Origin of the sequence: Actinocorallia longicatena (assembly GCF_039534125.1) — a bacterium.
Taxonomy (GTDB): Bacteria; Actinomycetota; Actinomycetes; order Streptosporangiales; family Streptosporangiaceae; genus Actinocorallia; species Actinocorallia longicatena.
This window is the reverse complement of record NZ_BAAAUV010000004.1, coordinates 348,343-371,569: the sequence shown is the minus strand read 5'-3', so window position 1 is coordinate 371,569 and position 23,227 is coordinate 348,343. Positions and strand designations below refer to the sequence as shown.

The 23,227-nt window shown below is 71.7% G+C and carries 22 protein-coding genes; 4 read left to right on the top strand and 18 right to left on the bottom strand.

All coding sequences use genetic code 11. From position 1 onward, the window contains the following. Position 1: 1 nt before the first annotated feature. From ABD785_RS10060 to ABD785_RS10045, 4 genes are all read right to left on the bottom strand, one after another. On the bottom strand, positions 2–619 hold the full coding sequence (locus tag ABD785_RS10060; RefSeq protein WP_344825172.1) for a TetR/AcrR family transcriptional regulator: 618 nt from the start codon (positions 617–619) through the stop codon (positions 2–4). Between the two features lie 66 nt (positions 620–685). Then, positions 686–1,471 carry an enoyl-CoA hydratase gene (locus tag ABD785_RS10055; protein WP_344825169.1) on the bottom strand — a complete coding sequence of 262 codons (786 nt, stop codon included), beginning with the start codon at positions 1,469–1,471 and terminating at the stop codon, positions 686–688. A gap of 13 nt (positions 1,472–1,484) precedes the next feature. Beyond that, positions 1,485–2,660 (bottom strand): acyl-CoA dehydrogenase family protein, encoded by a 1,176-nt coding sequence (locus tag ABD785_RS10050; RefSeq protein ID WP_344825166.1) that lies wholly within the window; start codon positions 2,658–2,660, stop codon positions 1,485–1,487. Then, positions 2,644–3,639: an acyl-CoA dehydrogenase family protein gene (locus ABD785_RS10045; RefSeq protein WP_344825163.1), complete on the bottom strand. Its 996-nt coding sequence runs from the start codon at positions 3,637–3,639 to the stop codon at positions 2,644–2,646. Before ABD785_RS10045 ends, ABD785_RS10050 begins: the two co-directional genes overlap by 17 nt. A gap of 111 nt (positions 3,640–3,750) precedes the next feature. Here ABD785_RS10045 and ABD785_RS10040 point away from each other — a divergent pair, with 111 nt between their 5' ends. Together ABD785_RS10040 and ABD785_RS10035 are read left to right on the top strand one after the other, a co-directional pair. After that, on the top strand, positions 3,751–4,428 hold the full coding sequence (locus tag ABD785_RS10040) for a TetR/AcrR family transcriptional regulator (protein ID WP_344825160.1): 678 nt from the start codon (positions 3,751–3,753) through the stop codon (positions 4,426–4,428). A 61-nt stretch (positions 4,429–4,489) separates the two neighbouring features. Then, entirely contained in the window at positions 4,490–5,299 is an 810-nt protein-coding gene (locus ABD785_RS10035) for an acyl-CoA thioesterase (RefSeq protein ID WP_344825157.1), read from the top strand. On the opposite strand, the gene meaB is transcribed toward ABD785_RS10035, so the two are convergent. From meaB to ABD785_RS10020, 3 genes are read right to left on the bottom strand one after another with little or no spacing between them, the layout of a single operon-like run. Beyond that, the gene (gene meaB / locus ABD785_RS10030) at positions 5,260–6,216 is read right to left on the bottom strand and encodes a methylmalonyl Co-A mutase-associated GTPase MeaB (protein WP_344825154.1); all 957 of its coding nucleotides are present in this window, start codon (positions 6,214–6,216) and stop codon (positions 5,260–5,262) included. The genes ABD785_RS10035 and meaB overlap by 40 nt on opposite strands. Then, entirely contained in the window at positions 6,213–7,355 is a 1,143-nt protein-coding gene (locus ABD785_RS10025) for a thiolase family protein (RefSeq protein ID WP_344825151.1), read from the bottom strand. Before ABD785_RS10025 ends, meaB begins: the two co-directional genes overlap by 4 nt. Further along, positions 7,348–8,790, bottom strand: coding sequence for a class I adenylate-forming enzyme family protein (locus tag ABD785_RS10020; RefSeq protein ID WP_344825148.1), 1,443 nt, complete (start codon positions 8,788–8,790; stop codon positions 7,348–7,350). Before ABD785_RS10020 ends, ABD785_RS10025 begins: the two co-directional genes overlap by 8 nt. A gap of 65 nt (positions 8,791–8,855) precedes the next feature. Here ABD785_RS10020 and ABD785_RS10015 point away from each other — a divergent pair, with 65 nt between their 5' ends. Continuing rightward, positions 8,856–9,620, top strand: coding sequence for an SDR family NAD(P)-dependent oxidoreductase (locus tag ABD785_RS10015; protein ID WP_344825145.1), 765 nt, complete (start codon positions 8,856–8,858; stop codon positions 9,618–9,620). On the opposite strand, the gene ABD785_RS10010 is transcribed toward ABD785_RS10015, so the two are convergent. The 4 genes from ABD785_RS10010 to ABD785_RS09995 are packed head-to-tail and all read right to left on the bottom strand — an operon-like array spanning position 9,621 to position 13,746. Beyond that, positions 9,621–10,397 (bottom strand): enoyl-CoA hydratase/isomerase family protein, encoded by a 777-nt coding sequence (locus tag ABD785_RS10010; RefSeq protein WP_344825142.1) that lies wholly within the window; start codon positions 10,395–10,397, stop codon positions 9,621–9,623. A 2-nt stretch (positions 10,398–10,399) separates the two neighbouring features. Beyond that, a complete protein-coding gene (locus ABD785_RS10005) occupies positions 10,400–11,488 on the bottom strand; it encodes an acyl-CoA dehydrogenase family protein (protein WP_344825139.1) in 1,089 nt (362 codons plus the stop codon). Next, a complete protein-coding gene (locus tag ABD785_RS10000) occupies positions 11,475–12,362 on the bottom strand; it encodes an acyl-CoA dehydrogenase family protein (RefSeq protein WP_344825136.1) in 888 nt (295 codons plus the stop codon). The genes ABD785_RS10005 and ABD785_RS10000 overlap by 14 nt, the downstream gene beginning before the upstream one ends. Then, positions 12,340–13,746, bottom strand: coding sequence for a class I adenylate-forming enzyme family protein (locus ABD785_RS09995; protein WP_344825133.1), 1,407 nt, complete (start codon positions 13,744–13,746; stop codon positions 12,340–12,342). The genes ABD785_RS10000 and ABD785_RS09995 overlap by 23 nt, the downstream gene beginning before the upstream one ends. A 76-nt stretch (positions 13,747–13,822) precedes the next feature. Between ABD785_RS09995 and ABD785_RS09990 the strand changes: the two genes are divergently transcribed. Further along, positions 13,823–14,827, top strand: coding sequence for a 2Fe-2S iron-sulfur cluster-binding protein (locus tag ABD785_RS09990; RefSeq protein ID WP_344825130.1), 1,005 nt, complete (start codon positions 13,823–13,825; stop codon positions 14,825–14,827). Between the two features lie 41 nt (positions 14,828–14,868). On the opposite strand, the gene ABD785_RS09985 is transcribed toward ABD785_RS09990, so the two are convergent. The 7 genes from ABD785_RS09985 to ABD785_RS09955 form a co-directional block, all read right to left on the bottom strand. After that, positions 14,869–15,909, bottom strand: a complete 1,041-nt coding sequence (locus tag ABD785_RS09985; RefSeq protein WP_344825127.1) for a CaiB/BaiF CoA transferase family protein — start codon at positions 15,907–15,909, stop codon at positions 14,869–14,871. Beyond that, positions 15,906–16,862, bottom strand: coding sequence for an LLM class F420-dependent oxidoreductase (locus ABD785_RS09980; RefSeq protein ID WP_344825124.1), 957 nt, complete (start codon positions 16,860–16,862; stop codon positions 15,906–15,908). Before ABD785_RS09980 ends, ABD785_RS09985 begins: the two co-directional genes overlap by 4 nt. Positions 16,863–17,034: 172 nt before the next feature. Next, positions 17,035–17,436 (bottom strand): cobalamin B12-binding domain-containing protein, encoded by a 402-nt coding sequence (locus tag ABD785_RS09975; protein ID WP_344825121.1) that lies wholly within the window; start codon positions 17,434–17,436, stop codon positions 17,035–17,037. Continuing rightward, positions 17,436–19,007 carry a methylmalonyl-CoA mutase family protein gene (locus ABD785_RS09970; RefSeq protein WP_344825118.1) on the bottom strand — a complete coding sequence of 524 codons (1,572 nt, stop codon included), beginning with the start codon at positions 19,005–19,007 and terminating at the stop codon, positions 17,436–17,438. Before ABD785_RS09970 ends, ABD785_RS09975 begins: the two co-directional genes overlap by 1 nt. Further along, positions 19,004–20,431: a FadD3 family acyl-CoA ligase gene (locus tag ABD785_RS09965; protein WP_344825115.1), complete on the bottom strand. Its 1,428-nt coding sequence runs from the start codon at positions 20,429–20,431 to the stop codon at positions 19,004–19,006. Before ABD785_RS09965 ends, ABD785_RS09970 begins: the two co-directional genes overlap by 4 nt. Further along, positions 20,428–21,606: an amidohydrolase family protein gene (locus ABD785_RS09960; protein WP_344825112.1), complete on the bottom strand. Its 1,179-nt coding sequence runs from the start codon at positions 21,604–21,606 to the stop codon at positions 20,428–20,430. The genes ABD785_RS09965 and ABD785_RS09960 overlap by 4 nt, the downstream gene beginning before the upstream one ends. A gap of 36 nt (positions 21,607–21,642) precedes the next feature. Beyond that, on the bottom strand, positions 21,643–23,196 hold the full coding sequence (locus tag ABD785_RS09955; RefSeq protein ID WP_344825110.1) for an AMP-binding protein: 1,554 nt from the start codon (positions 23,194–23,196) through the stop codon (positions 21,643–21,645). Positions 23,197–23,227 lie beyond the last annotated feature (31 nt).

Sequence of the window (23,227 nt, the reverse complement as noted above, 5' to 3'; positions counted from 1 at the left end):
TTCAGGAGGGCTCGGCGGCGAGCACCCCCGTCAGGGAGGCGATGTACTCGCCGAACACCTCGGTCAGCGGGATCGTCGGGTCGAGCAGCCACGACGTCTCGATGCCCTGGAGGAAGGCGACGACCTCCACGGCCTTGACCTCGGGATCGAGGTCCGTGCGGTAGCGCCCGGTCGCCTGGCCGCGCCGGATGCTGTCCGCGACGGTCTCGATCGCGGTGCGGTAGCGCTTGAGGAACCGGGGATGCATGGGCGCCTCGGAGTCGAGGTTCTCACCCAGCAGGACCGTGAACAGCCCGATCAGCTCGGGGGCGTCCCGGAAACGCCGGGCCACGCCCTCGAGCTGGTCGCGGATGTCGCCCGCCCGGTCGGAGTTGGCGTCGTCGAAGGCGTCACGGGCGTCCAGCGCCGCGTGGACGAGCTGCTCCTTCGAGTCGAAGTGGTGCAGCAGCCCCGCCGAGGTCACCCCGGCCTCCTTGGCGATCTGGCCGAGGGTGGTGCCCCGCATGCCGTTGCGGGTCAGCAGCCGCTGCGCGGCCGCGAGGATCTGCAACCGCCGGTCCTCGCCCTTGGCGAGCAGAGCCGCGTACGGTCGCGGATCGGACACCGTGCCGTCGGACAAGGTTCCCCCTTCACCCGTTCCATCCCGCCAAGCCTAGTTCCGCGACGGAGCAGGCCCTCGCACGGGCTACTTGATCTTGCTCTTCATCTCGTCCAGGTTCACCAGGATCGGGTAACCGCCGACGCTCAGCGCGTTGCCATGCCCCGTCTCGTGCACGTCGAACACGGACTGGATCGCCGCGTAGAAGCCCTGCACGTCGAGGGTCTGGTTGACCGCCCGCTTGGCCTGGCGCAGTCCGAACGAGGGCATCTTCGCGATCTGCTCGGCGAGCTCGCGGGTCTCGGTGTCGAGGCGCTCGCGCGGCACCACCCGGTTGACCATGCCGACCTTCTCCGCCTCGTCGGCGGTGATCGGCCGTCCGGTGAAGAGGATCTCCTTGGCCTTGCGGGGGCCGAGTTCCCACGTGTGTCCGTGGTACTCGACGCCGCCGATGCCCATGTGGACCACCGGGTCGGAGAACTGGGCGTCCTCGGAGGCGATGATCAGGTCGCACGGCCAGCAGAGCATGAGCCCGCCGGCGATGCACTTGCCCTGGACGGCCGCGATCGACGGCTTCGGGGTGTTCCGCCACCGCAGTGTGTACTCCAGGTAGCGGCGCGTCTCCTCCCGGTAGATCCACTCCAGGGTGATCTGCTCGGGCGCGGGCCAGCCGCCGCTCTTGAGGTCGTGGCCGGAGGAGAAGTGCTTGCCCTCCGCGCGCAGAACGATCACCGCGACGTCCTCGTCGCGGGCCGCCTTCGTCCACGCCTCGTCGAGGGCGTCGAGCAGGGCGGCGTTCTGGGCGTTGGCGACCTCCGGCCGGTTCAGGGTGATGGTCGCGATCTTGTCTTTGACCTCGTACAGGATGGTCATGGAACGGGCTCCTCTAGCTTCTGGGCAGGCCGAGCACGCGCTCGGCGATGATGTTCCGCTGGATCTCGGAGGTGCCTCCGGCGATGGTGCCGCCGAAGCTGCGCGCGTAACGCTCGAACCAGCCGGCGCTGAACGCCTCCGAGCTCATGTGGTTGTAGGGGACGGTGCGCGCGGGGTGGTCGAGCGCCTCCGTCCCCGCGGCGTCCAGGGCGTGGCCGAGCGCCGTCTGCACGGCCTCGGATCCGAAGACCTTGAGCACCGAGAGCGCCGCGACGTCCTGCTCGCCCCTGGCGGCCCTGGCGAGGGCCGCCGATCCCATCAGGCGCAGGGCGCGGGCGTCCATGACGAGCGTGGCGAACCGGTCGCGGTCCAGCTCGGTGACGGGGCGGAACTGCCCGGTCAGGTTCTCGAGCTGCTCGGCGAAGCCCATCCAGAGCATGGTCCGCTCGTGGCCGAGGGAACCGGTCGCGACATTCCAGCCCTGGTGGGGCTCGCCGATGATGTTCCCGGCGGGCACCCGGACGTCGGTGAGGAAGACCTCGTTGAAGTCGAGTTCCTCGGAGCTCGCGATGGAGCCGAACGGGCGGCGGGTGACGCCCGGGGTGTCGGTGGGGATCAGAAGGACGCTGATGCCCTTGTGCTTGGGCGCGTCGGGATCGGTCCGCACGAACGTGAGCAGCACGTCCGCGTCATGCGCGCCCGAGGTCCACACCTTCTGGCCGTTCACCACGTACTCGCCGTCGACCAGGTCGGCCCTGGTGCGCAGGCCCGCGAGGTCGGAACCGGCTCCGGGCTCGCTCATCCCGAGCGCGGCCGTGATCTCGGCCCGCAGGATCGGGACCGCCCACTTCAGCTTCTGCTCCTCGGTGCCGAACGACAGCAGCGAGGCCGCGATGATCCCCAGGCCCTGCGGGTTGAAGCTGCGGTGGATCCCGCGCCTGGACAGCTCCTCGAGATGGACGTACTGCTGGAGCAGGGTGGCGCCCCGGCCGCCGAACTCCGGCGGGTTGCCCGGCAGCAGCCAGCCCTCGTCGAACAGCAGCCGCTGCCAGCGTCGCGCCCATTCAGGGATGTGCGCGCTGGAGCGGGACCGCTCGGTGGCCTCGGCCTCAGGAGGGAGGTTCTCGTCCAGGAACGCCGCGAACTCGGCCCGGAACTTCTCCACGTCCTCGTCAAACGTCAAACGCATGCTGGTACTCCTCGGCGATCAGGGCCCGGTGCTCGGCCGCGCCGCCGAGCAGCAGCTCGCCGGCCTTGGCCCGCTTGAGCGGGAACTGGATGTCGTTCTCCCAGGTGTGACCCATGGCCCCGGTCAGCTGGTGCCCGTTGCGGAACACGACCGCCTGGCACTCCCCCGCGGCGGCCTTCGCCATCGAGGCGGCCTCGCGGCGGCGGGGGTCGCCGGCGGCGATCGTCAGGGCGGCGAAGTAGGCGAGCGCGCCCGCCCGCTCGATCGCGACGTGCATGTCGGCGGCCTTGTGCTTGACGGCCTGGAAGGAGCCGATGGGCGCCCCGAACTGGTGGCGGGAGGACACGTGCTCCAGGGTCAGCTCGAGGACGCGCCGGCAGGCGCCGACCATGGTCAGGGCCAGGCCGGTGAGCGCGAGATGGCGGGCGAGCGCCGGGTCCGCGGCGCTCCGGTCGTCGGCGGTGACGCGCACACCGTCGAACGACACGTCCGCGAGGTGCAGGACCGGGTCGAACACCGCGACACGCCGGGCGGTGACGGCCGTGGCGGGCACGAGGAACACGCCTTCGGCGGTGTGCACGGCCAGGTTCTCGGCACGGTCGCCGTCCAGGACGTGGCGGCCGGTCCCGTGCAGGGTCCAGCCACCTCCGCCGGGCCGGGCGGTGACGCCGTCATGGACCACGGCTCCGGGCCGAACCGCCAGGTCCGGGGCGAAGGGCGCGAACTGGGTCATCGTCGCCAGGAAGGGGGTCGGGTCGGCGGCGCGGCCCAGCTCCTCCAGGACGATCGCCAGCTCCACGGTCTCCTCGGGCCCGGTCAGCTCGGTCCAGCCGAGCTTGGAGAAGGTGTGCCAGAGCGGATCGGGATCGGCGTCCCGGTCGACGACACCGCGGACCAGTGACAGCGGGCACTCCTTGGCGAGAACGCCGCGGACGGTCTCCTGCCAAAGCCTCTGGTCGGAATCGAACTCGAAAAGCATGAGCGGAGAATAACATTCTCGTATATTGAAAGTAAGAGTCTCGTCAGCGTTTCGATGTTAGAGGCAAGGTGTGGAGGAGTCCTACCGGTGCGGTGCAGTAAGGTTCTACCTATGGAGCAGAAGACCGATGCGACCGTGAGCACACAGAGCGAAGAGCCGGCCTGGAAGCAGCGGGCGGTCGAGCGTTCCACCAAGGCCGCCAAGCTCCGTGCCGAACAGCGCGTCGAGCGTTTCCTCGACGCCGCCCAGGCGATCATCACCGAGAAGGGCACCACGGACTTCACGGTGCAGGAGGTCGTCGAGCGGTCCCGTCAGTCGCTGCGCAGTTTCTACCAGCACTTCGACGGCAAGCACGAGCTGCTGCTCGCCCTTTTCGAGGACGCCCTGCGGCGCGCCTCCGAGCAGATCCGCGCCGCCGCCTCGGTACAGACCGACCCACTCGAACGCGTCAAGGTCGCCGCCCAGCTCCTGTTCGAGCTCTCCCGGCCCGACCCGGCGGCCCAGCGTCCGCTGTTCACCGACTTCGCCCCACAGCTCCTGCTCTCCCACCCGACCGAGGTGCAGGTCGCCCACGGTCCGCTGCTGGGGCTGTTCGCCGAGCTGATGACCCAGGCCGAGAAGGCCGGACGGCTGCGTCCCGGCCTCTCCCCGCGCAGGGCGGGTGCGCTGACCATGCAGACCATCATGTTCATCGCCCAGTCGAGCAGCGTCGCCGAGGAGGAGAGCGGCCACCCCATCTCGGCCGACGAGGCCTGGGAGTTCTGCGCGTCGGGTTTCGCCGCTTCCTAGGCGCCGGGCCGAGACGAGAACCTCATTCTCATACTGAAAGAATGTCGTTACACTCGGGGTCATGCCCTCTTCGACCGATCTCTGGACCGACCTCCTGTCCTGCCTCGACCTCGACGAGGCCCCCGGCCCCGTCTATCGGGGAGCCAACCAGCGGCTCGGTTACCACCGGCTGTTCGGCGGCCAGCTCCTCGCCCAGTTCGTCCGGGCGGCCTGCCTGGCCTGCCCCGGCAAGACGGTGAAGTCGCTGCACACGCTCTTCCCCCGCGCCGGGAGCGACGCCGAGCCCGTACGCTACGAGGTGGCCCTGCACCACGAGGGGAGCACCTTCGCCTCCCTGACCGTCACGGCGCGGCAGGAGGCGGGTGTGATCGCGACCGCGTCCGTGTCGATGCACTCCGCCGAGGACGGCCGCGACGTCCAGAGCACGCCGCCCGTCCCGTCTCTCCCCGGCCCCGAGCACCTCGTCAAGTACGACCTGCTGCCCTGGGAGAACCGCACGACGGTCGATCTCGACGACCGGGCCGCCGCTCCACCGGAGTTCGAGCTCTGGATGCGCGTCCCCGAGACGGCGCCCGAGCTGGCGCCCGCGGTGGCCGCCTACGCGACCGACCTGACCCTCATCGGCACCGCGGTCCTCGCCGTGGACGGGCTCAGCCAGCTCGACGCGCACAAGGTCTTCACCTCCGCGGTCACCTCGCACACCCTCTGGTTCCACCGGCCCTTCACCACCGGGGACTGGCTGCTGCTGCGCCAGCACGCGCCCCTGCTGGCCCACGGCCGCTCCTTCGGCCGCGGCGACCTGCTCACCGGGGACGGCGCGCTGGTGGCCTCCTACGCCCAGGAGTCGCTCGTCCGGTTCCCCGCGGGCTGACCGGCGGAACCGTTGGCCCGCCCGTCAAGGCCGCACAGGAGGCGGGCGGCCTGGTAGGGATCGCACGTGCCGGCCGCCACCTCGGCGGCCAGCCGCGCGAGATCGGGGGCGGTCCGCAGGCGGGTGTAGGCGAGGGAGAGGATCTGGGCGCGCGCCCTGGCCTCCCGCTGCGCGGGATCGTCCGCCCTGTGATGGGCGTCGATGGCCTCGACCAGCGCGGGCAGGCCCTCGCCGCGGTTCGCGACCAGGGTGAGGATCAGCGCGCCGGTCTCGATGTGGAGGTCCCGGACGGTCTGCTCCGCGCCCTCCCGGTCGGCCTTGTTCACCACCAGCAGGTCGGCGATCTCCAGCAGACCCGCCTTGGCGGCCTGGACGGCGTCGCCCGCGCCCGGGGCGAGCACGACGATCGCGGGGTCGGCCACGGCCGAGATCTCGATCTCGGACTGGCCGACCCCGACCGTCTCCAGCAGGATCAGGTCGTAGGCCAGGGCGGCCAGCAGCCGGACGGCGGCCGGGACGGCCTCCGCGAGGCCGCCGAGATGGCCGCGGGCGGCGACCGAGCGGATGAGGACGCCCGGATCGTTGGTGTGGGCGGCCATCCGGATCCGGTCCCCGAGCAGGGCCCCGCCGCTGAACGGCGACGACGGGTCGACCGCGAGGACCGCGACCTTCGCGCCCCGCTGCCGGTAGGCCCCGACCAGCGCGGCGACCGTGGTCGACTTGCCCGCGCCGGGCGGCCCGGTCACCCCGACCACCCGCGGCGCCCCGGCCCCCGCCGGGGCGGACGCGGGTTCGAGCGCCAGGAGGACCTCGGCGCGGCGCTCTCCCTCGACGAGGGTCAGCAGCCGCCCCGTCGCGCGCATCGAACCCGCCCTGGCCTGCGCGAGCAGGTCCTCGACGGTCGGCTCCTTCGTCACGGAGCGGGCACCTCGATGACGGTCGCCGAGCCCATCCCGCCGCCCGCGCACATCGCGGCGACGCCGATGCCGCCGCCCCTGCGGCGCAGTTCGTGCACGAGAGTGACGATCATCCGGGCCCCGGTGGCGGCGACGGGGTGCCCGAGCGAGCAGCCGCTGCCGTTGACGTTCACCCGCTCGGGGTCGAGGCCGAGCAGCCCGACCGTGGCGACGCACATGGCGGCGAACGCCTCGTTGATCTCGTACAGGTCGACGTCGGAGGGGGCGAGCCCGGCCCTGGCGAGCGCCTTGGGGATGGCCTTCACCGGTGCGAGCCCGGTCTCGGCGGGGTCGACCCCGACCGAGGCCCAGGACCGCACGGTCGCCAGCGCGGGCAGCCCGAGCCGGTCGCTCGCGACGACCAGGGCCGCCGCTCCGTCGTTGGCGCCGCCGGCGTTGCCCGCGGTGATGCTGAACCCCTCGATCTCGGGGTGGAGCGGCTTGAGCGAGGCCAGCTTCTCCAGGCTCGTCTCGCGGCGCGGGTGCTCGTCGACGGAGAACAGGCCGTGCGGGGTCGCGATCGGGAGGATCTCGGCGTCGAACCTGCCCTCGTCGATCGCGCGGACGGCGTTGCGGTGCGAGCGCAGCGCCCAGGCGTCCATCTCCTCGCGGGAGACCCCGGCGCGGACGGCCGCGTTCCAGGCGACCGTGATCGACATGTCGAGGTTGGGGGCGTCCGGGCGGTTCGGGTGGGTCGGCGGGTGCCAGGGGTCGGCCCACTCGCCGTCGATCCGGAAGCGCGACTTCGGCGACGTCGAGGCCGAGTTCACCCCGCCCGCGATGATCAGCTCGTCCATGCCGGCGCGGATGCTCGCCGCCGCCCCCTGGACGGCAGCGAGGCCCGCGGCGCAGTGCCGGTTGTGGGCGAGCCCCGGCACCTCGGTGAGCCCCGCCGTGATCGCGGCGTGCCGGGCGATCACCCCGCCGCCGTACAGGCCCTCACCGAGGATCACATCGTCGACGAGGCCGGGGTCGACGCCCTCGGCCGCGGCGGCCACGACATGGTGGGCCAGGTCGAAGGCGGTGGTGTCGCGCAGGGTGCCCTTCACGGCGGTGCCGATGGGGGTGCGCAGCGCGGAGACGATGACGGCTTCAGGCACGGGAGGACTCCTGATCTGAGGGTTCGGCGGCGGACAGTTCGGCGACGAGGTTCCGCCGCAGCAGCTTCCCGGTGTCGGTCCGGGGCAGTTCGTCGCGGAAGACGATGACGTCGGGGGTCTTGGAGGAGCGCAGCCGGTCGCGCACCCAGGTCCGCAGTTCCTCGGGCTCTCCCCCGCCGACGACGACGGCGACGAGGCGCTGTCCCCACTCGGGGTCGGGCAGGCCGAGCACGACGGCCTCGGTGACGTCCGGGTGGCCGAGCAGGACGTCCTCGATCTCGGCGGGGGCGATGTTCTCCCCGCCGCGGATGATGGTGTCGTCGGCGCGGCCGTCGATGAACAGGTAGCCGCCCGCGTCGAGCCTGCCGAGGTCGCGGGTGGCGAACCAGCCGCCCTCGTCGAGGACGCTGCGGGTTCCGTACTCACCGGAGATCTGCTCACCGCGGGCGAACACCAGGCCGGTCTCGTCCGCGCCGAGCACCCGGCCGTCCTCGGCGCGGATCTGGAACTCCACCCCGGGCAGCGCCCGGCCGACCGAGCCGAGCCGCGCCCGTTCGGCGGGGTCGGTCGCGGCCAGGGCCTTGCGGTGGTCGCCCGGCCCGAGGACGGCGATCGAGGACGCCGTCTCGGTCAGCCCGTAGGCGTTGACGAACCCGGTCTCGGGGAACACCTGGAGCGCCCGTTCGAGCACCGGCCGGGGGGTGCGGGCGCCGCCGTAGGCGAGGCTGCGCAGGCTCGGGGCCTGCGCGTCGTCGCCGGAGACGGAAGCGACGATGCGGGCGAGCATGGTCGGCACGACGAGGGCGTGGCTGATGCGCTCGCGCCGGACGGCGTCCAGCCACTCCTTCGGCTCGAAGCGCTCCTGGTAGACCACGCGACGGCCGGTGTAGAGGTTGGTCAGCAGGTTCGCCAGGCCGGCGATGTGGTACGGCGGGACGGCCACCAGCGCGGCGTCGTCCTCTCCCGCGGAGGCGAACTCGAGGGTGTTGAGCACGTAGGCGAGCAGGTGCCGGTGGCGCAGGATCGCGGCCTTCGGCTCGGCCGTCGTACCGCTGGTGTACAGGAGCACGGCGACGCCGTCGCGGTCGGAGGGGACCGGTTCCGCGCCGGCGGCGCCGTCGGCCGGGTCGGTCAGGGAGGCGAGGTCGGCGGGCCGCAGGACCAGCGCGCCGGGATGCCGGGCCTCCAGCGCCGCGAGCTGCTGCTCGCCGAGGCGGTAGTTGAGGGGGACGAAGGGGACTCCGGCCAGCGCCGCGCCGAAGAGCGCGATCGGGTAGGCCAGGTGGTTGGCACCCAGGTAGAGGACTGCCGGGTACGCACGGAAGCGGTCTGCGGCGATGCCGGCCAGGCGCAGGAGCTCGGCTGCCGTCAGCGAACGCCCGTCCGCCGTCACGGCCTGCCGGTCTCCGGCCGAAGCCGCCATCTCAAGGATCATCGCGATATTCATGAGAATGCTATTCTCGCTCAGCAAGAGCCACACTTGCAAGAGAGGTGAATCGCATGGAGATCAGCGGAAGCTCGGCGCTCGTCGTGGGCGGCACCGGCGGGCTGGGCGAGGCGACCGTCCGGCGGCTGCACGCGGCGGGCGCCAAGGTGGTCGTGGCCGACGTCGCCGACGAGAAGGGCAAGGCGCTCGAACAGGAGCTCGGCATCCGCTACGTGCGCACCGACGCGACGAGCGAGGAGGACGTCAGGGCGGCGGTCGCCGAGGCGGAGGCCGCGGGCCCGCTGCGGATCTGCGTCGACACCCACGGCGGGCCCGCCCAGGGCGGCAGGCTCCTCAACCGGGAGGGCGCGCCGCTCGACCTGGAGGGCTTCCGCACCACGATCGAGTTCTACCTGACCGCGGTCTTCAACGTGACGCGGCTGGCGGCCGAGGCCATGGCCAGGACCGAGCCCCTGGAGGAGGGCGGGCGCGGCGTCATCGTCAACACCGCCTCGATCGCCGGGTACGAGGGCCAGATCGGCCAGCTCCCCTACGCCGCGGCCAAGGGCGGGGTGATCAGCATGATCCTGGTCGCCGCCCGCGACCTGTCGCCGCTCGGCATCCGGGTCATGGCGATCGCCCCGGGCACCTTCCTCACCCCCGCCTACGGGAAGGCGGGCGACCAGCTCGAGGCCTACTGGGGCCCGCAGATCCCGCACCCCAAGCGGATGGGCCGCTCCCCCGAGTACGCGGCCCTCGTCGAGCACATCTGCGCCAACGACTACCTCAACGGTGAGGTGATCCGCCTCGACGGCGCCCTCCGCTTCCCGCCCAAGTAGCTACTTCCCGGACGGCTGCCGCGCGGCGAGCCGTTCGACGATGGTGCGGAAGTCGTCGGTCTGGAAGGTCAGGTCCTCGGCGGTCATGGCATAGTCCAGGGTCGCCAGGACCGCCCGCTCCAGATGCAGGTTGAGCAGCCGCTTGGTGCTCTCGACCGCCTTGCGCGGCAGCTTCGCGATCCGCTCCGCGCAGGCCGTCGCCTCGGCGAGGGGATCGGCGGCCACATGGTTGGCCAGGCCCAGGGCCACCGCCCGTTCGGCCGTGATCCGCGCCCCGGTCAGCGCGTACTCCTTGGCGACCAGCAGGCTGGTGTGCAGCGGCCACGTGAGCGGACCTCCGTCCGCGGCGACCAGCCCGACCTGGACGTGCGGATCCGCCAGATGGGCGTTCTCCCCCATGTAGACGATGTCGCTGAGGGCGACCAGGCTGCAGCCGAGCCCGACGGCCGGCCCGTTGACCGCGGCCACGACCGGGATCCGGCAGCGGACCATGCCGAGGACCAGTTCACGGCCGTGGGCGATGGTCTTGGTGCGCAGCTCGGCGTCGTCCTTCAGCTCGTTCAGGTAGGCGAAGTCGCCGCCCGCCGAGAAGGCCCGGCCGGCGCCGGTGAGGACGGCGGCGCGGGCGTCACGGTCCTCCGAGATCTGCGGCCAGAGCCGGGCCAGCCCGGTGTGCAGGGCGTCGTTGACGGAGTTCAGCTCTTCCGGCCGGTTCAGGGTGATGAACCGGAGGGGCCCTTCGGCCCGGACGTCGATCTCCTTGGGCACGTCGTACACGGTCAGGCTCCCAATCCGAGGATGCGTGAGGCGATGATGTTCTTCTGGATCTGCGAGGTGCCGCCCATGACGCTCTGCGCGCGGCTGTAGAGGTAGGCGTTCAGCAGTTCGGGATCGCGGGTGCCGCCGACGGTGAGGGCGGCGTGCCCGACCGACTGCTCGACCCAGGTCATGAGCAGCTTGTCGAGGGAGCCGTCGGGGCCGTGCACGACGCCGTCGAGCTGCTCCGACAGCCGACGGCGCACGTGCAGCCGCAGCATCTCCGCCTGGACGGCCGCCCAGGCGAGCTCGGCGGGCGGATTCGCCCCCGCGCGTTCGGCCAGGGAGCGGACGAGCTTGCCGTAACGGGCGGAGTAGCCGAGGGTCGAGGGCTCGCGTTCGTGGCCGACGACCGTCATGGCCAGGGCCCAGCCCTCGCCGGGGGCGCCGACCATGTTCTCGGCCGGGGTGCGGGCGCCGTCGAAGAGGACCTGGCCGAACTCGGTCGTCACCCCGTTGATCATGCGCAGCGGGCGCTGTTCGACGCCCTCCTGGTGCATGGGGACGATGAAGGCCGAGATCCCCTTGTGGCGGGGGGCCTCCGGGTCGGTCCTGGCCAGCAGCAGGCACCAGTCGGCGACGTCGGAGTAGCTGGTCCAGATCTTGTGGCCGTGGATGACCCAGGAGTCGCCGTCGCGGGTGGCGGTGGTCGTCAGGGAGGCGAGGTCGGAGCCGGCGCCGGGCTCGCTGAACCCCTGGCACCAGCGCTCCGAGCCGTCGATCATTCCGGGCAGGAAGCGGCGGCGCAGGTCCTCGTCGCCGTGGCGGCCGAGGCCGTGCACCAGGTAGCCGAGGCTGGGGCGCGGCGGGGCACCCGCCCTGGCCAGCTCCTCGTCGAGGATCACGTCGTAGACGGGCGGCAGGTCCTGGCCGCCGTGGGCGGCGGGCCAGGACAGCCCGAAGAAACCCGCCCCGTGCAGGGCCCGGTGCCAGGCCGCCTGCTTCTCCCAGTACTCATCGCCCGAGGCCGAGAAGGCCTTGGCGTGCTCGGCCAGCCAGGTGCGGAGGCGGTCGCGGAAGGCGGCCTCCTCCGGCGCGTCACGAAAGTCCAAGATCGATCTCCTCCAGGCGGACCGGGAACAGCTCGGCGGACGTGAGCGCCCGCCGCAGGTGGACGTGGGCGAGACACTCCCAGGTGTTGCCGATGCCGCCGTGGACCTGGACGGCCGTCTCGCAGACGGTCAGCGCGGCACGCGCGCAGTACAGCTTGGCCACACGGGCGGCTTGAAGCGCCTCCGCCGGGGGCAGGGCGTCCACGGCCCAGGCGGCGTGGCGCAGCACGCTCACCGAACCCTCGATCAGCGCCAGCCCCTCGGCGAGCGGGTGGGAGACGGCCTGATGGGAGCCGATGGTCCGGCCGTACTGCTCGCGGACCTTGGCGTAGCCGACCGCCAGGGAGTGCGCTCCCCTGGCCGCGCCGAGCAGGTCGGCGCAGGTGACGACGAGCGCCAGGGCGTGCCATCGGCCGGCCCTCTCGGCGCTCACCTCTCCCGCGGGTGCGAGGTCCGCCGCCTCGGCCGAGCGGCGGGTCAGGTCGGCGGTCGGCACGGCCTCCCCGATCCGGCCCGTCAGCAGCGTCTCTCCGCGCAGGGCGACGGCGTGGCCGGCACCTGCGGCGTCGAACGCGACGCCGTCCGCGCTGATCGTCCAGGGGCCGGGGCCTCGCAGGTCGTCGGCGAGCAGGGGGCCGAGGAACGGGACGTCGACCAGGCCGCGGCCGAACTCCTCCGCGACGATCGCCGCCTCCACACCGGAGGCGCCGTCGGAGCGCAGCGCCCGCCAGCCCGTCGAGGCGACGGCCTTCTCCAGCCGGGCGGTCCGCTCGGCGTCGTCCAGGTCGAGCACGGAGCCCGGGCCGAGGTCGTCGGCCAGCCGGGCCGCGGCTTCGCGCAGCTCACGCTGCTCAGTGGTCAGACGGGCGTCCATGGCGCTCCTTCAGGACTCGGCGCAGCACCTTGCCCGAGGGCAGGCGGGGGATGTCGGCCACGAGCACGATCCGGCTCGGCCGCTTGTAGGAGGCCAGCCGCTCCCCGACGAGCTTCACGAGCTCCGCGGGGTCGACCGGCCCGGTGGGAAGAACCGCGGCGATGATCGCCTCACCGTCGGCGCGATCGGGCACGCCGTAGACCGCGCAGTCGGCGACCGACGGATGGCCGTGCAGCACCGCCTCGATCTCGGCGGGCGCGACCTGGAAACCCCTCACCTTGATCATTTCCTTGGAGCGGTCGGTGATCCGGAGCCAGCCGCCCTGGTCGAGATGGCCCACGTCGCCGGTGCGGTACCAGCCGTCGTCGAAGGCCTCGGCCGTGGCCTCGGCGGGCAGGTATCCGGCCATCACCGAGGAGGCGAGGACCTGGATCTCGCCCGTCTCGCCGGGACCGACGGGTTCGCCGGTCTCCAGCGAGACCACCCGCAGCTCCACCCCGGGCACGGCCCGGCCGGCGCTGTCGAGGTCGGAGGCGCCGACCGGGTTGCACGTGATCACGGGCAGCTCGCTCGCCCCGTAGGCCGGGACCCAGCCGACCCCGCTGCGGGCCGTGACGGTCTCCGCGACGCTCCGGGTGACCGGAGTCGCGCCCCACATGATGAAACGCAGCGAAGACAGGTCGTAGGACTCGAGCTTGGGGTGCGCGGCCATCGCCAGGGCGATCGGCGCGACGGCCATCTCGATGGTGATCCGGTCGTTCTCGACGCACTCGAGCAGCCGGTCGAGGTCGAACCTGCGGTGCAGCCGCATCCAGGCGCCGGACTCCAGCGCCGTGACGATGTTGAGCAGGCCCAGGATGTGGGAGGGCGGGGTGGCGATCTGGATGCGGTCGCGCCCGGTCATGCCGAGCGCCTCCCTCCAGTGCTTGACCGCGGCGCCGAACGAGCGGTGGGTGTGCCGGACGGCCTTGGGCAGGCCCGTGGTCCCCGAGCTGAAGACCAGGACGGCGTCGGCGTCCAGGTCGGCGGTGCGGGGCCGGACCCAGCCGGGCTCGATCGGCTCGTCGAGGCTCAGCATCGGCATCAGCTCGGCCAGCACGGGGTGGTCGCCGACGGCGTGCGCCGGCTGGGTGATCGCCAGCGCGTGTTCGGCCTCGGCGCGCTTCCACGCGGGGCTGAACAGCACGACGGCGGCGCCGAGCCGCCAGATCGCCTGGACCGCCACCACGAACTCGGGGCGGTTGGACGACATGAGCGCCACCCGGTCTCCCGGCCTGACGCCTTCCCGCTGGGCCAGCCGGGCCGCGAGCCCGTCGCTCAGCGTGTCCAGCCTCTCCCGGCTGAACTCCTGTTCCTCGAAGACGAGGGCGATCCGGTCGCTCATGCGAGAGGCTCCCATCTGTTGAACGAGAATAGTATTCTCGCATTGCTAGAACTTTCATACCAGAAGGAGGCAGTAAGTGCCGAGACCCCCCCTCTTCCAGCGGGCGACCGTCCTCCGGATCGTCCGGGAGACGGACGACGCCCTCACGTTCGTCCTGGCTCCGGAGGGCGGGCCGTTCGCCTACCGGGCCGGGCAGTTCTGCACGTTCCGGGTCCCCCTCGACGGCACGGACCATCTGCGCTCGTACTCCATGTCGAGTGCGCCGGAGACCGACACCGAGCTGATGACGACGGTCAAGCGGGTGCCGGGCGGCCGGATCTCGAACTGGCTGCACGAGAACGTCTCCGAGGGCGACGTCCTGGAGCTGACCAGGCCGGCGGGCGTCTTCTGCCTGCGCGAGACCGAGGAGCCGCTGCTCGGCTTCTCCGGCGGCAGCGGGATCACGCCGATCCTCTCCCTCGCCAAGAGCGCGCTGGCGGGCACCGACCGCAGGGTGCGGCTGCTGTGCGCCGACCGCGACCGTGACGCGCTCATCTTCGACAAGGAGCTGACCGCGCTGGCCGAGAGGTATCCCGGACGGCTGGAGGTCGTGCGGCACCTGGACGCCGAGGACGGCTACGTCGACGCCGCCGCCGTCGCGGAGTTCGTCGGGGCGGACGCCGGAGCCGACTGCTACGTCTGCGGCCCCGAACCCTTCATGGACGTCGTGGAGGCGTCCCTTCCCGGCCCCGGCACCCTGTTCATCGAGCGCTTCGGCGCACCGGCGGCCGTCCCCGCCGAGGAGGCAGCCGGATCCCCCGCCGAAGCCGACGGGGAGATCAGGATCGTGCTGGGCCGCAAGCGGGCCACCGTTCCCCGCCACGCGGGCGAGACCCTGCTGCAGAGCGCCCGACGCGCCGGGCTGGCCCCGCCCTTCTCCTGCGAGGCGGGCAACTGCGCGACCTGCATCGCCCGGCTCACCGAGGGTTCGGCGACGATGCGGGTCAACGACGCGCTGACCGAGGACGAGATCGCCGAGGGCTACATCCTCACCTGCCAGGGAGTGCCGGACAGCCCGTCGGTGACCGTCGTCTACGAGTGACAGGCGAGGCCGGGGCCGGGGCCCGCGCCGGGCCCCGGCCGTCAGGCCTCGTCGTGCTCGCCGAGGCCCGGCGGGGGCCCGTAGGCCGGGGTGTAGCCCGCGACCCGGACGGGATTGGCGACGAGCCGGAAGTCTCCCGCCGTGACGATCGCCTCGGGGGTGGCCTCCAGCGCCTCGGGCAGGGTGCGGACCGCCGCCGCCGGCACGCCCCAGGGACGCAGCCGCGCCTCCCAGGACAGGGCCGAGTCCGCCGCCAGGGCCCGGGTGACCGCGGACAGCACCTCCTCGCGGCGCGCGACCCGCTCGGCCATCGTCGGGAAGCCCTCGATGCCCGCCTCCGCGGCGAACGCCTTCCAGAAGGCGTCGTGGGTGACGAACAGGGCGAGATGGCCCTCGGCGGTGGGGAAGAGCTGGGCGGGCACGTAGAAGGAGTGCGCGCCGTTGGGGTGGCGCCGCGGTTCGACGCCGTCGTTCAGGTAGGCGGCCGCCCGGTAGTTGAGCTGGGAGAGCATGACGTCGCGCAGGGAGACCTCGACCTGGCCGCCGCGCCCCGACACGATCTGGGCGAGGAGCCCGATCGCCGCCGTGAGCCCGGTGGAGTTGTCGGCCGAGGAGTAGCCGGGCAGCGTCGGCGGGCCGTCGGGATCCCCGGTCAGCGCCGCGACGCCCGTCGCGGCCTGCACGACGTAGTCGAAGGCGGGGTCGTCTCCCGCGTGGAGCCCGAATCCGGTGAGCGCCACGCAGACGATGCCCTCGTTCCACCTCCGCAGCGCCTCGTAGGTGAGGCCGTACCGGTGGATCGCCGACGGCTTGAGGTTCACCAGCAGCGCGTGCGCCCCCGCGACCAGGCCGCCGAGGCGCTCCCTGCCCTCCTCCGAGGTCAGGTCGAGGCGGACGCTCCGCTTGCCGCGGTTGAGGCTGGCGAAGTAGGAGTCGCCGACCTGGCGGGAGATGTCCCCGCCCGCCGGTTCGATCTTGGTGACCTCGGCGCCGAGGTCGGCGAGCATCATGGTCGCGTACGGCCCGGCCAGCATCGTGCCGACCTCGAGGATCCTGATGCCCGCCAGCGGACCTCCGCTCATCTGAGCGAGGCCGCGACCGAGGCGATCATCTCGCGGGTGCGGCGCTTGGAGGCGATCAGCTCCTCGCGGTTCTCGCCGATCGGCAGCAGGCGCACCGAAAGGTCGGTGACGCCGGCGTCGGCGAAGCGCCGCAGCCGGGCCGCGATGGCCTCCTCGTCGCCCGCCGCGCACAGGTCGCCCACGTCCCGGGCGTCACCGTGCTCCAGCAGCTTCTGGTAGTTCGGGGAGATCTCGGCCTCGCCGAGGATCCGGTTGGCCCGCTCGCGCGCCTCGTCGACCCGCGACGGCTCGCACAGGCAGACCGGGACCCCCGCGACGATGCGGGGCGCCGGGCGGCCCGCATCGTCCGCGGCCTTGGTGATCCTGGGCGCGATGTGCTCGGCGATGTTCCGCTCGTCGGCCATCCACAGGACCGTGCCGTCGGCCCGCTCCCCCGCGATGCGCAGCATCACCGGGCCGAGCGCCGCGACCAGCACGGGCAGCGGCGCCACTGGGGCGATGCCGAGCGGGTTGTGCACGGTGAAGGTGTCGTTCTCGACGTCCGCGGAGCCGGTGCCGGCGAAGGCGGCGTCCAGGACCTCCAGGTAGTCGCGGGTGTAGGCGGCGGGCTTGTCGTAGGGCAGCCCGAGCATGTCCTGGACGATCCAGTGGTGCGAGGGGCCGACGCCGAGCGCGAGCCGTCCCCCGGTGGCGGCCTGCGCCGACATCGCCTGGCGGGCCAGGGCGATCGGGTGCTGGGCCTGGAGCGGCACCACCGCGGTCCCGAGCTCGATGCGCGAGGTGGCGGCCCCCATGAGGGACACCGCGATGAGGGCGTCGAAGTCGGTGGGGACCTGCGGGATCCAGGCGGTGTCCATCCCCGCCTCCTCGGCCCACCTGATGTCGTCGATCATGCGTGCGGCCTTGCGGGACGAGTCGCCCCGCTCCGGCCCGATCATTACTCCGATGCGCATGGTGGCTCCTAGGGTCTGTTTCGAAGTCGGCGCCCGTGGCGAGCGGCGTCCAGGTGCGTGCCTCGGGGGTGCGGAGGAGGGAGTCGGCCTGGTGTGGCCGGCGACTGACGACAAGCCCCCGAGGTGCGTGCCTGGACGTCGCGTAGTAGGGCAGGTGGCTTTGAAACAGGCCCTAGACCGAAGAGTCGGATGCGGTGAGGGCGCGGACCTCGTTGACGAGGGTGTCGAGGGAGGTGCCCGTCGGGAACACCGCCGCCGCGCCCGCCAGCTTGAGCCGCGGCACGTCGCCGAGGGGGATCGTGCCGCCGACGATCACGTCGATGTCGTCCGCGCCTGCGGCCCTCAGTGCCTCGACGGTGCGGGAGGTGAGCGCGACGTGGGCGCCGGACAGGATGCTCAGCCCGACCAGCGCGACGTCCTCCTGCAGCGCGATCGAGACGATGTCCTCGACCTTCTGCCGGATCCCGGTGAAGACCACCTCGAACCCGGCGTCCCGCAGGGCACGGGCGACGATCTTCGCGCCGCGGTCGTGGCCGTCCAGGCCGGGCTTGGCGATGAGCACGCGCACCGGCATCAGAACACCACCGGCTGCTGGAACTCGCCCCAGACCGCCTTGAGGGCGGCGACCATCTCGCCGACCGTGCAGTAGGCGTTGGCGCAGTCGATCAGCGGATGCATGAGGTTGTCGGTTCCCTCCGCGGCGCGGGTGAGTGCGGCCAGGGTGTCGCGCACGGCGGCCTGGTCGCGTTCGGACTTGACCCTCGCCAGCCGTTTGAGCTGGCGTTCGCGCCCGTCGGCGTCCAGCTCGTAGGTGGCGAGGTCGGGGGCGGGCTCGTCGGAGACGAACCGGTTGACGCCCACCACCGGGCGCTCACCGCTCTCGATCTCCTTGTGGATCTTGTAGGCCTCGTCGGCGATGAGGCCCTGGAGATAACCGTCCTCGATCGCGCGGACCATGCCGCCGTGCCGCTCGAGGTCGTCCATGATCTCGATGATCTTGGCCTCGGTGGCGTCGGTGAGGGCCTCGACGAAGTAGGAGCCGCCGAGCGGGTCGGCGACCCTGGTCACCCCGGTCTCGTGGGCGAGGATCTGCTGGGTGCGCAGGGCGAGCGTCGCGGACTCCTCGCTGGGCAGCGCGAACGGCTCGTCCCAGGCGGCGGTGAACATCGACTGGACCCCGCCCAGCACCGAGGCCATCGCCTCGTAGGCGACCCGCACGATGTTGTTCTGGGCCTGCGGCGCGTACAGCGAGGCGCCGCCGGCGACGCAACCGAACCGGAACATCGACGCCTTGTCGGTGGTGGCGCCGTACCGCTCGCGGACGATCGTCGCCCAGCGGCGGCGGCCCGCCCGGTACTTGGCGACCTCCTCGAAGAAGTCGCCGTGGGTGTAGAAGAAGAAGGAGATCTGCGGCGCGAACTTCTCGATGCTCATCCGGCCGCGCTCGAGCACGGTGTCACAGTAGGTGACGCCGTCGGCCAGCGTGAACGCCATCTCCTGGACGGCGCTCGCGCCCGCGTCGCGGAAGTGCGCCCCCGCGACCGAGATCGCGTTGAACCTGGGGACCTCGGCGGCGCAGAACTCGATCGTGTCGGCGATGAGCCGCAGCGACGGCTCCGGCGGCCAGATCCAGGTGCCGCGGGAGGCGTACTCCTTGAGGATGTCGTTCTGGATCGTCCCGGTGAGCTTCTCGCGCGGCACTCCCGAGCGTTCGGCGGCGGCGACGTAGAACGCCAGGAGGATCGCGGCCGTCCCGTTGATGGTGAAGCTCGTGCTGATCCGGTCGAGCGGGATGCCGTCGAAGAGCACCTCGGCGTCGGCGAGGGTGTCGACGGCGACGCCGACCCTGCCGACCTCCTCGGTCACCTCGGGGTCGTCGGAGTCGTAACCGCACTGCGTGGGCAGGTCGAGTGCCACCGAGAGCCCGGTGCCGCCCTGCCCCAGCAGGTACCGGTAGCGCTGGTTGGACTCCTCGGCCGTCCCGAATCCCGAGTACTGGCGGAAGGTCCACAGCCGTCCCCGGTACCCGGACGGGAAGTTGCCCCGGGTGAAGGGGAAGGTCCCCGGCGGGGGCGGGTCACCGGGCCGGTCCTCCGGTCCGTAGATGGGCTCCAGGGGAATCCCGGAGGAGGTCTGCTCGCTCATTTCAGCTCGTCCTTCATGACCTTGCCGGTGGCGTTCAGGGGGAGTGTGTCGAGGAACACCACTTCGCGGGGGATCTTGTAGCCCGCCATGCGGGTGCGGCTCCACTCGATCAGCGCCTCGGCCGTCAGATCGCCCCGCCTGACCACGAAGGCCTTGCCGACCTGGCCGAGCCGCTCGTCCGGGACGCCGATGACGGCGGCCTGCGCGACGGCCGGATGCTCCATCAGGAAGCCCTCGATCTCGGCGGGGTAGGCGTTGAAGCCGCCCACGATGAACATGTCCTTCTTGCGGCCGACGATCCGCAGGTAACCGCGGTCGTCGAGGGTTCCGAGGTCGCCCGTGTGCAGCCAGCCGTCGGCGTCGATCGCCTCGGCGGTGGCCTCGGGATCGTCCAGGTAGCCCTGCATGACCGTGTAGCCGCGGACCAGGACCTCTCCGTCGTCGGCGACGCGGACCTCGACGCCGTCGCAGGCGGGGCCGACGGTCGTGGCGATCGACTCGAAGGAGTCGCCGGGCCGTGAGGCGGTGGCGGTACCGGCCTCGGTGAGCCCGTAACCCGTCATGATCGAACGGAACGGCAGCCGCTCGCGCATCCGCCGGATCAGCTCGACCGGGATGTCGGCGGCGCCCGTGACGGCCGAGCGCAGCGACGACAGGTCCCGGTCCCCGCCGGCCTCCAGCAGCGAGTGGTAGAGGGTCGGCGGGCCGGGCAGCATCGTCACCCGTTCCCGTTCGACCAGCTCCAGCACCTGGTCCAGGTCGAACACCGGAACGGGGAGCACGGTCGCGCCACGGATCATCGCGGCGATGCAGCCCGCCTTGTAACCGAAGGTGTGGAAGAACGGGTTGACGATCAGGTACCGGTCGCCCTCGCGCAGGTCGGCCAGGTCGCACCACTCGGAGTAGAGCCGGAGCGTCTGGGCGTGGTTCATCATCACGCCCTTGGGCCGTCCCGTGGTGCCGGAGGTGAAGATGACGTCGGCGATGTCGGTCGGCTCGACCGTCCGTTCCAGCGGTTTGCCGCTCTCCAGGAAGCCGGACTTGAGATCGATCACCGGGACGCCGGGCGGCGCGGGGTAGTCCCGGCCGAGGAAGCCCTCCTGGACCAGGAGGGCCCTGGCGCCGCTGCGGGCGATCACGTCGGCCGCCTCGCCGGTCTGGAACCGGGTGTTGACCGGGACCACCACGCCACCGGCGGTCAGCACGCCGAACGCGGCGATCATCCACTCGGCCGAGTTCGGGGCCCAGAGCGCGACCCGGTCGCCCCGGTCGATCCCCGCCTCGGCGAAGGCGCCCGCGGCGACCCGGACGCGCTCCGCCAGTTCGGCGAAGCTCAGCCTGAGCGGGCCGTCCACGACTGCTTCGGCGTCGCCGAAGCGGTCAGCGGCGCTCAGGACCATCCGGGGGATGGTCTCGGCCCTCATGCGTCGATCAGCCTTGCCAGGTTGCCACCCATGATCTTCGCCTGGTCGGACGGGTCCATCTTCTTGATGGCCTCCAGGTAGCTGGCGGGGTCGGCCAGGCCCTCGGGGTGGGGGTAGTCCGAGCCGAACAGGACCCGCTCCACACCGACGATGTCGGAGAGCGCGGCCATGTCCTCCTCCCAGAACGGGCTGATGTGGATCCGGTTGCGCACCTCCTCGACGGGGTCGCCGAGGAAGCCGTTCGGCTGCTTCTTGTAGACCGAGGCGAGCTGGTCGAGCAGCGGCACCAGCCAGGTCGAGCCGTTCTCGATGACCGAGACCTTCAGCTCGGGGAAGCGGAACAGCGCGCCGTGGCAGACCCAGGAGGACACCGCGTCCATGACCGGGCGCCACTCGTTGACCATCCGGAACACCTGCGGCTTGAAGGGCGTCATCTCCTGGGAGCGGCCCTCCCACTCACTGGAGTAGCGCGAGTAGCCGCTGTCGGAGGAGTGCATGCCGACGAGCACGCCGTTCTCCTCGACGATCTTCCAGAAGGGGTCGAACTCCTCGTTGGCGAAGGAGCGCGGGCCGCGCGGTCCCGGCACCGGCGCGGGACGCACGAGGATCGCCCGCGCGCCCCGCTCCAGGCACCATTCCAACTCCTCGATCGCCTTGTCGACGATCGGAAGACTGATCACCGGAGTGGTGTAGATGCGGTTCTTGTGGTTGAACTGCCAGGTCTCGTGGAGCCACTGGTTGAGGGCGTGGACGACGACGTGGATGAGTTCCGGGTCGTCCCGCATCCGTTCCTCGATGAGGCTGGCCAGGGTCGGGAACATCAGGGTGCGGTCGATGCCCTGCTCGTCCATGAGCTCCAGGCGCGAGCCGGGCTCGCGGAAGGCGGGGATGGAGCGCATCGGCTCGCCGAACAGCTCGCGGTGGGACTTGCCCTCGGGGTTGCCCTCGCGGAAGTAGGTCTCCCACGCGCCGGGCCTGGCCACGACGTCGAAGGTGGGGTTGGGGATGTAGTCGCTGATCTGACCGCGGATCGCGATCTTCTTGCGGCCTTTGACCTCCACGAACTGGATCGCGCTCGCGTACTCCTTGGGGAGGTACCGCGTCAGCGCGTCCTCGGCCTCGTAGAGATGATTGTCCGCGTCGAACAGCGGATAGGGCGTCTCGCGCACAGCCACTGGAACACTCCTTTGTCAATAATGAGAATACTATTCTCAATGCGAGCGAGCCGCAATGTCCCGCCTGAGGACGAACTTCTGGATCTTGCCGCTGGCGGTCCTGGGGAAGTCCGCGACCTCGTGGACCTCCTCGGGCCACTTCTGGCGGGCCAGACCGGCCTCCTGCAGGTGGTGGCGCATCTCCCCGAGGGAGGGCAGGAGGTTGCCCGGCAGCATCCGCAGCACGGCGGCGGCGTGCTCGCCGAGGCGCTCGTCGGGGGCGGCGACCACCGCGGCCTCGGCGACGCCGGCGATGGTCAGCAGGACGTCCTCGACCTCGAGGGCGCTGATGTTCTCCCCGCCCCTGATGATGAAGTCGGCCTTGCGGTCGGTGATGGTGAGGTAGCCGTCGCCGTCGAGGACCCCGACGTCGCCGGTGCGGTACCAGCCGTCGGCGTCGAAGGCGCTGGCGGTGATCTCCGGGTCGGTGTAGCCGAGGCAGAGGTCGGGACCGCGGCTGAGGATCTCGCCGTCCTCGGCCAGCCGGATCTCCACGCCGGGCAGCACCGCGCCGTCGGTGTAGAGCCGCTTGGCCGCGGCCGACGTGTGGTGCGAGCAGGTGATCGACGGATGCTCGGTGCTGCCGTAGGCGCGGAAGACCGTGATGCCGAGGCCGTCCAGCCGCTCGGTCACCGCCGACGGCACGGAGGAGCCGCCGAGGCCCGCGTAGCGCATGTGCTCCAGATGGGCGGAGGTGAAGTCGGGGTGGTCGAGCAGGCTGGTCATGTAGTAGGTGGCGCCGCCTCCGATGCTCAGGCCGTCGCTCTTCATCAGCCCGAGGACCTGCGCGGGGTCCCAGACGTCGGTGAGGTCGACGGTGTGCCCGTGCACGACCGGGATGAGGAAGGCGTTGATCATGCCGATGAAGTGGCCGACCGGTGCCGCGGTGAGCGAGCGCCGCATGGTCTCGGGGTAGGTGGAGGCGAGCTGGTGCGTCTCGTGGCCGAGCGTCTGGTGGCTGTGCACGACGCCCTTGGGGTCGCGGGTGGTGCCGGAGGTGAAGGCGATGAGCGCCGCGGACCCCGGGTCCACGGGCAGGACGCCCGGCATCGGCTCGTCCGCGAGCAGGTCGTCGAAGGCGGGGCCCTCCGCCCCGTCGCCGACCACCCCGACGACCGGGACGTCGGCGCACAGGTCGGCGTGGAACTCCAGGCGCCCGAACCCGCCGGCCCCGACGAAGACCTTCGGCTTGATCGAGCCGAGGATGTAGCCGACCTCCTTGCGCCCGTAGAAGTGGACGATCGGGACGACCGGCGCGCCGATGAAGGACGCGGCCCAGAAGACCGCGGCGGCCTCCATCCAGTTGGGGAGCTGGAAGGCGATCACGTCGCCCGGGCCCACCCCGCGCTCGCGCAGGCCCGCCGCCAGCCTGCGGGCGGTCCGCTCGACGTCAGCGAAGGTCCCCTCCCAGGGACGGACCGCCGAATGCACCCGGAAGGTCCTCTCCGGGTGGGCCGCCAGGCCCTTCGCCAGCAGGTCGCCGATCGTTTCCTTGGTCCACCAGCCCTCCCGCTCGTAGCGCTCGGCCAGCTCTGGGGGGATCGTCCGCATCACAGATACTCCTCTCGGGGTGGTGGATATG

Coding starts and splice junctions, on each gene's coding strand:
- ABD785_RS10040 (WP_344825160.1), top strand. CDS start 3,751: ATGGAGCAGAAGACCGATGCGACCGTGAGCACACAGAGCGAAGAGCCG.
- ABD785_RS09995 (WP_344825133.1), bottom strand. CDS start 13,746: ATGAGCGACCGGATCGCCCTCGTCTTCGAGGAACAGGAGTTCAGCCGG.
- ABD785_RS10050 (WP_344825166.1), bottom strand. CDS start 2,660: ATGCGTTTGACGTTTGACGAGGACGTGGAGAAGTTCCGGGCCGAGTTC.
- ABD785_RS09955 (WP_344825110.1), bottom strand. CDS start 23,196: ATGCGGACGATCCCCCCAGAGCTGGCCGAGCGCTACGAGCGGGAGGGC.
- ABD785_RS09965 (WP_344825115.1), bottom strand. CDS start 20,431: ATGAGGGCCGAGACCATCCCCCGGATGGTCCTGAGCGCCGCTGACCGC.
- ABD785_RS10035 (WP_344825157.1), top strand. CDS start 4,490: ATGCCCTCTTCGACCGATCTCTGGACCGACCTCCTGTCCTGCCTCGAC.
- ABD785_RS10055 (WP_344825169.1), bottom strand. CDS start 1,471: ATGACCATCCTGTACGAGGTCAAAGACAAGATCGCGACCATCACCCTG.
- ABD785_RS10045 (WP_344825163.1), bottom strand. CDS start 3,639: ATGCTTTTCGAGTTCGATTCCGACCAGAGGCTTTGGCAGGAGACCGTC.
- ABD785_RS09975 (WP_344825121.1), bottom strand. CDS start 17,436: ATGCCGGTGCGCGTGCTCATCGCCAAGCCCGGCCTGGACGGCCACGAC.
- ABD785_RS09980 (WP_344825124.1), bottom strand. CDS start 16,862: ATGCGCATCGGAGTAATGATCGGGCCGGAGCGGGGCGACTCGTCCCGC.
- ABD785_RS09985 (WP_344825127.1), bottom strand. CDS start 15,909: ATGAGCGGAGGTCCGCTGGCGGGCATCAGGATCCTCGAGGTCGGCACG.
- ABD785_RS10020 (WP_344825148.1), bottom strand. CDS start 8,790: ATGATCCTTGAGATGGCGGCTTCGGCCGGAGACCGGCAGGCCGTGACG.
- ABD785_RS10000 (WP_344825136.1), bottom strand. CDS start 12,362: ATGGACGCCCGTCTGACCACTGAGCAGCGTGAGCTGCGCGAAGCCGCG.
- ABD785_RS10015 (WP_344825145.1), top strand. CDS start 8,856: ATGGAGATCAGCGGAAGCTCGGCGCTCGTCGTGGGCGGCACCGGCGGG.
- ABD785_RS09970 (WP_344825118.1), bottom strand. CDS start 19,007: ATGAGCGAGCAGACCTCCTCCGGGATTCCCCTGGAGCCCATCTACGGA.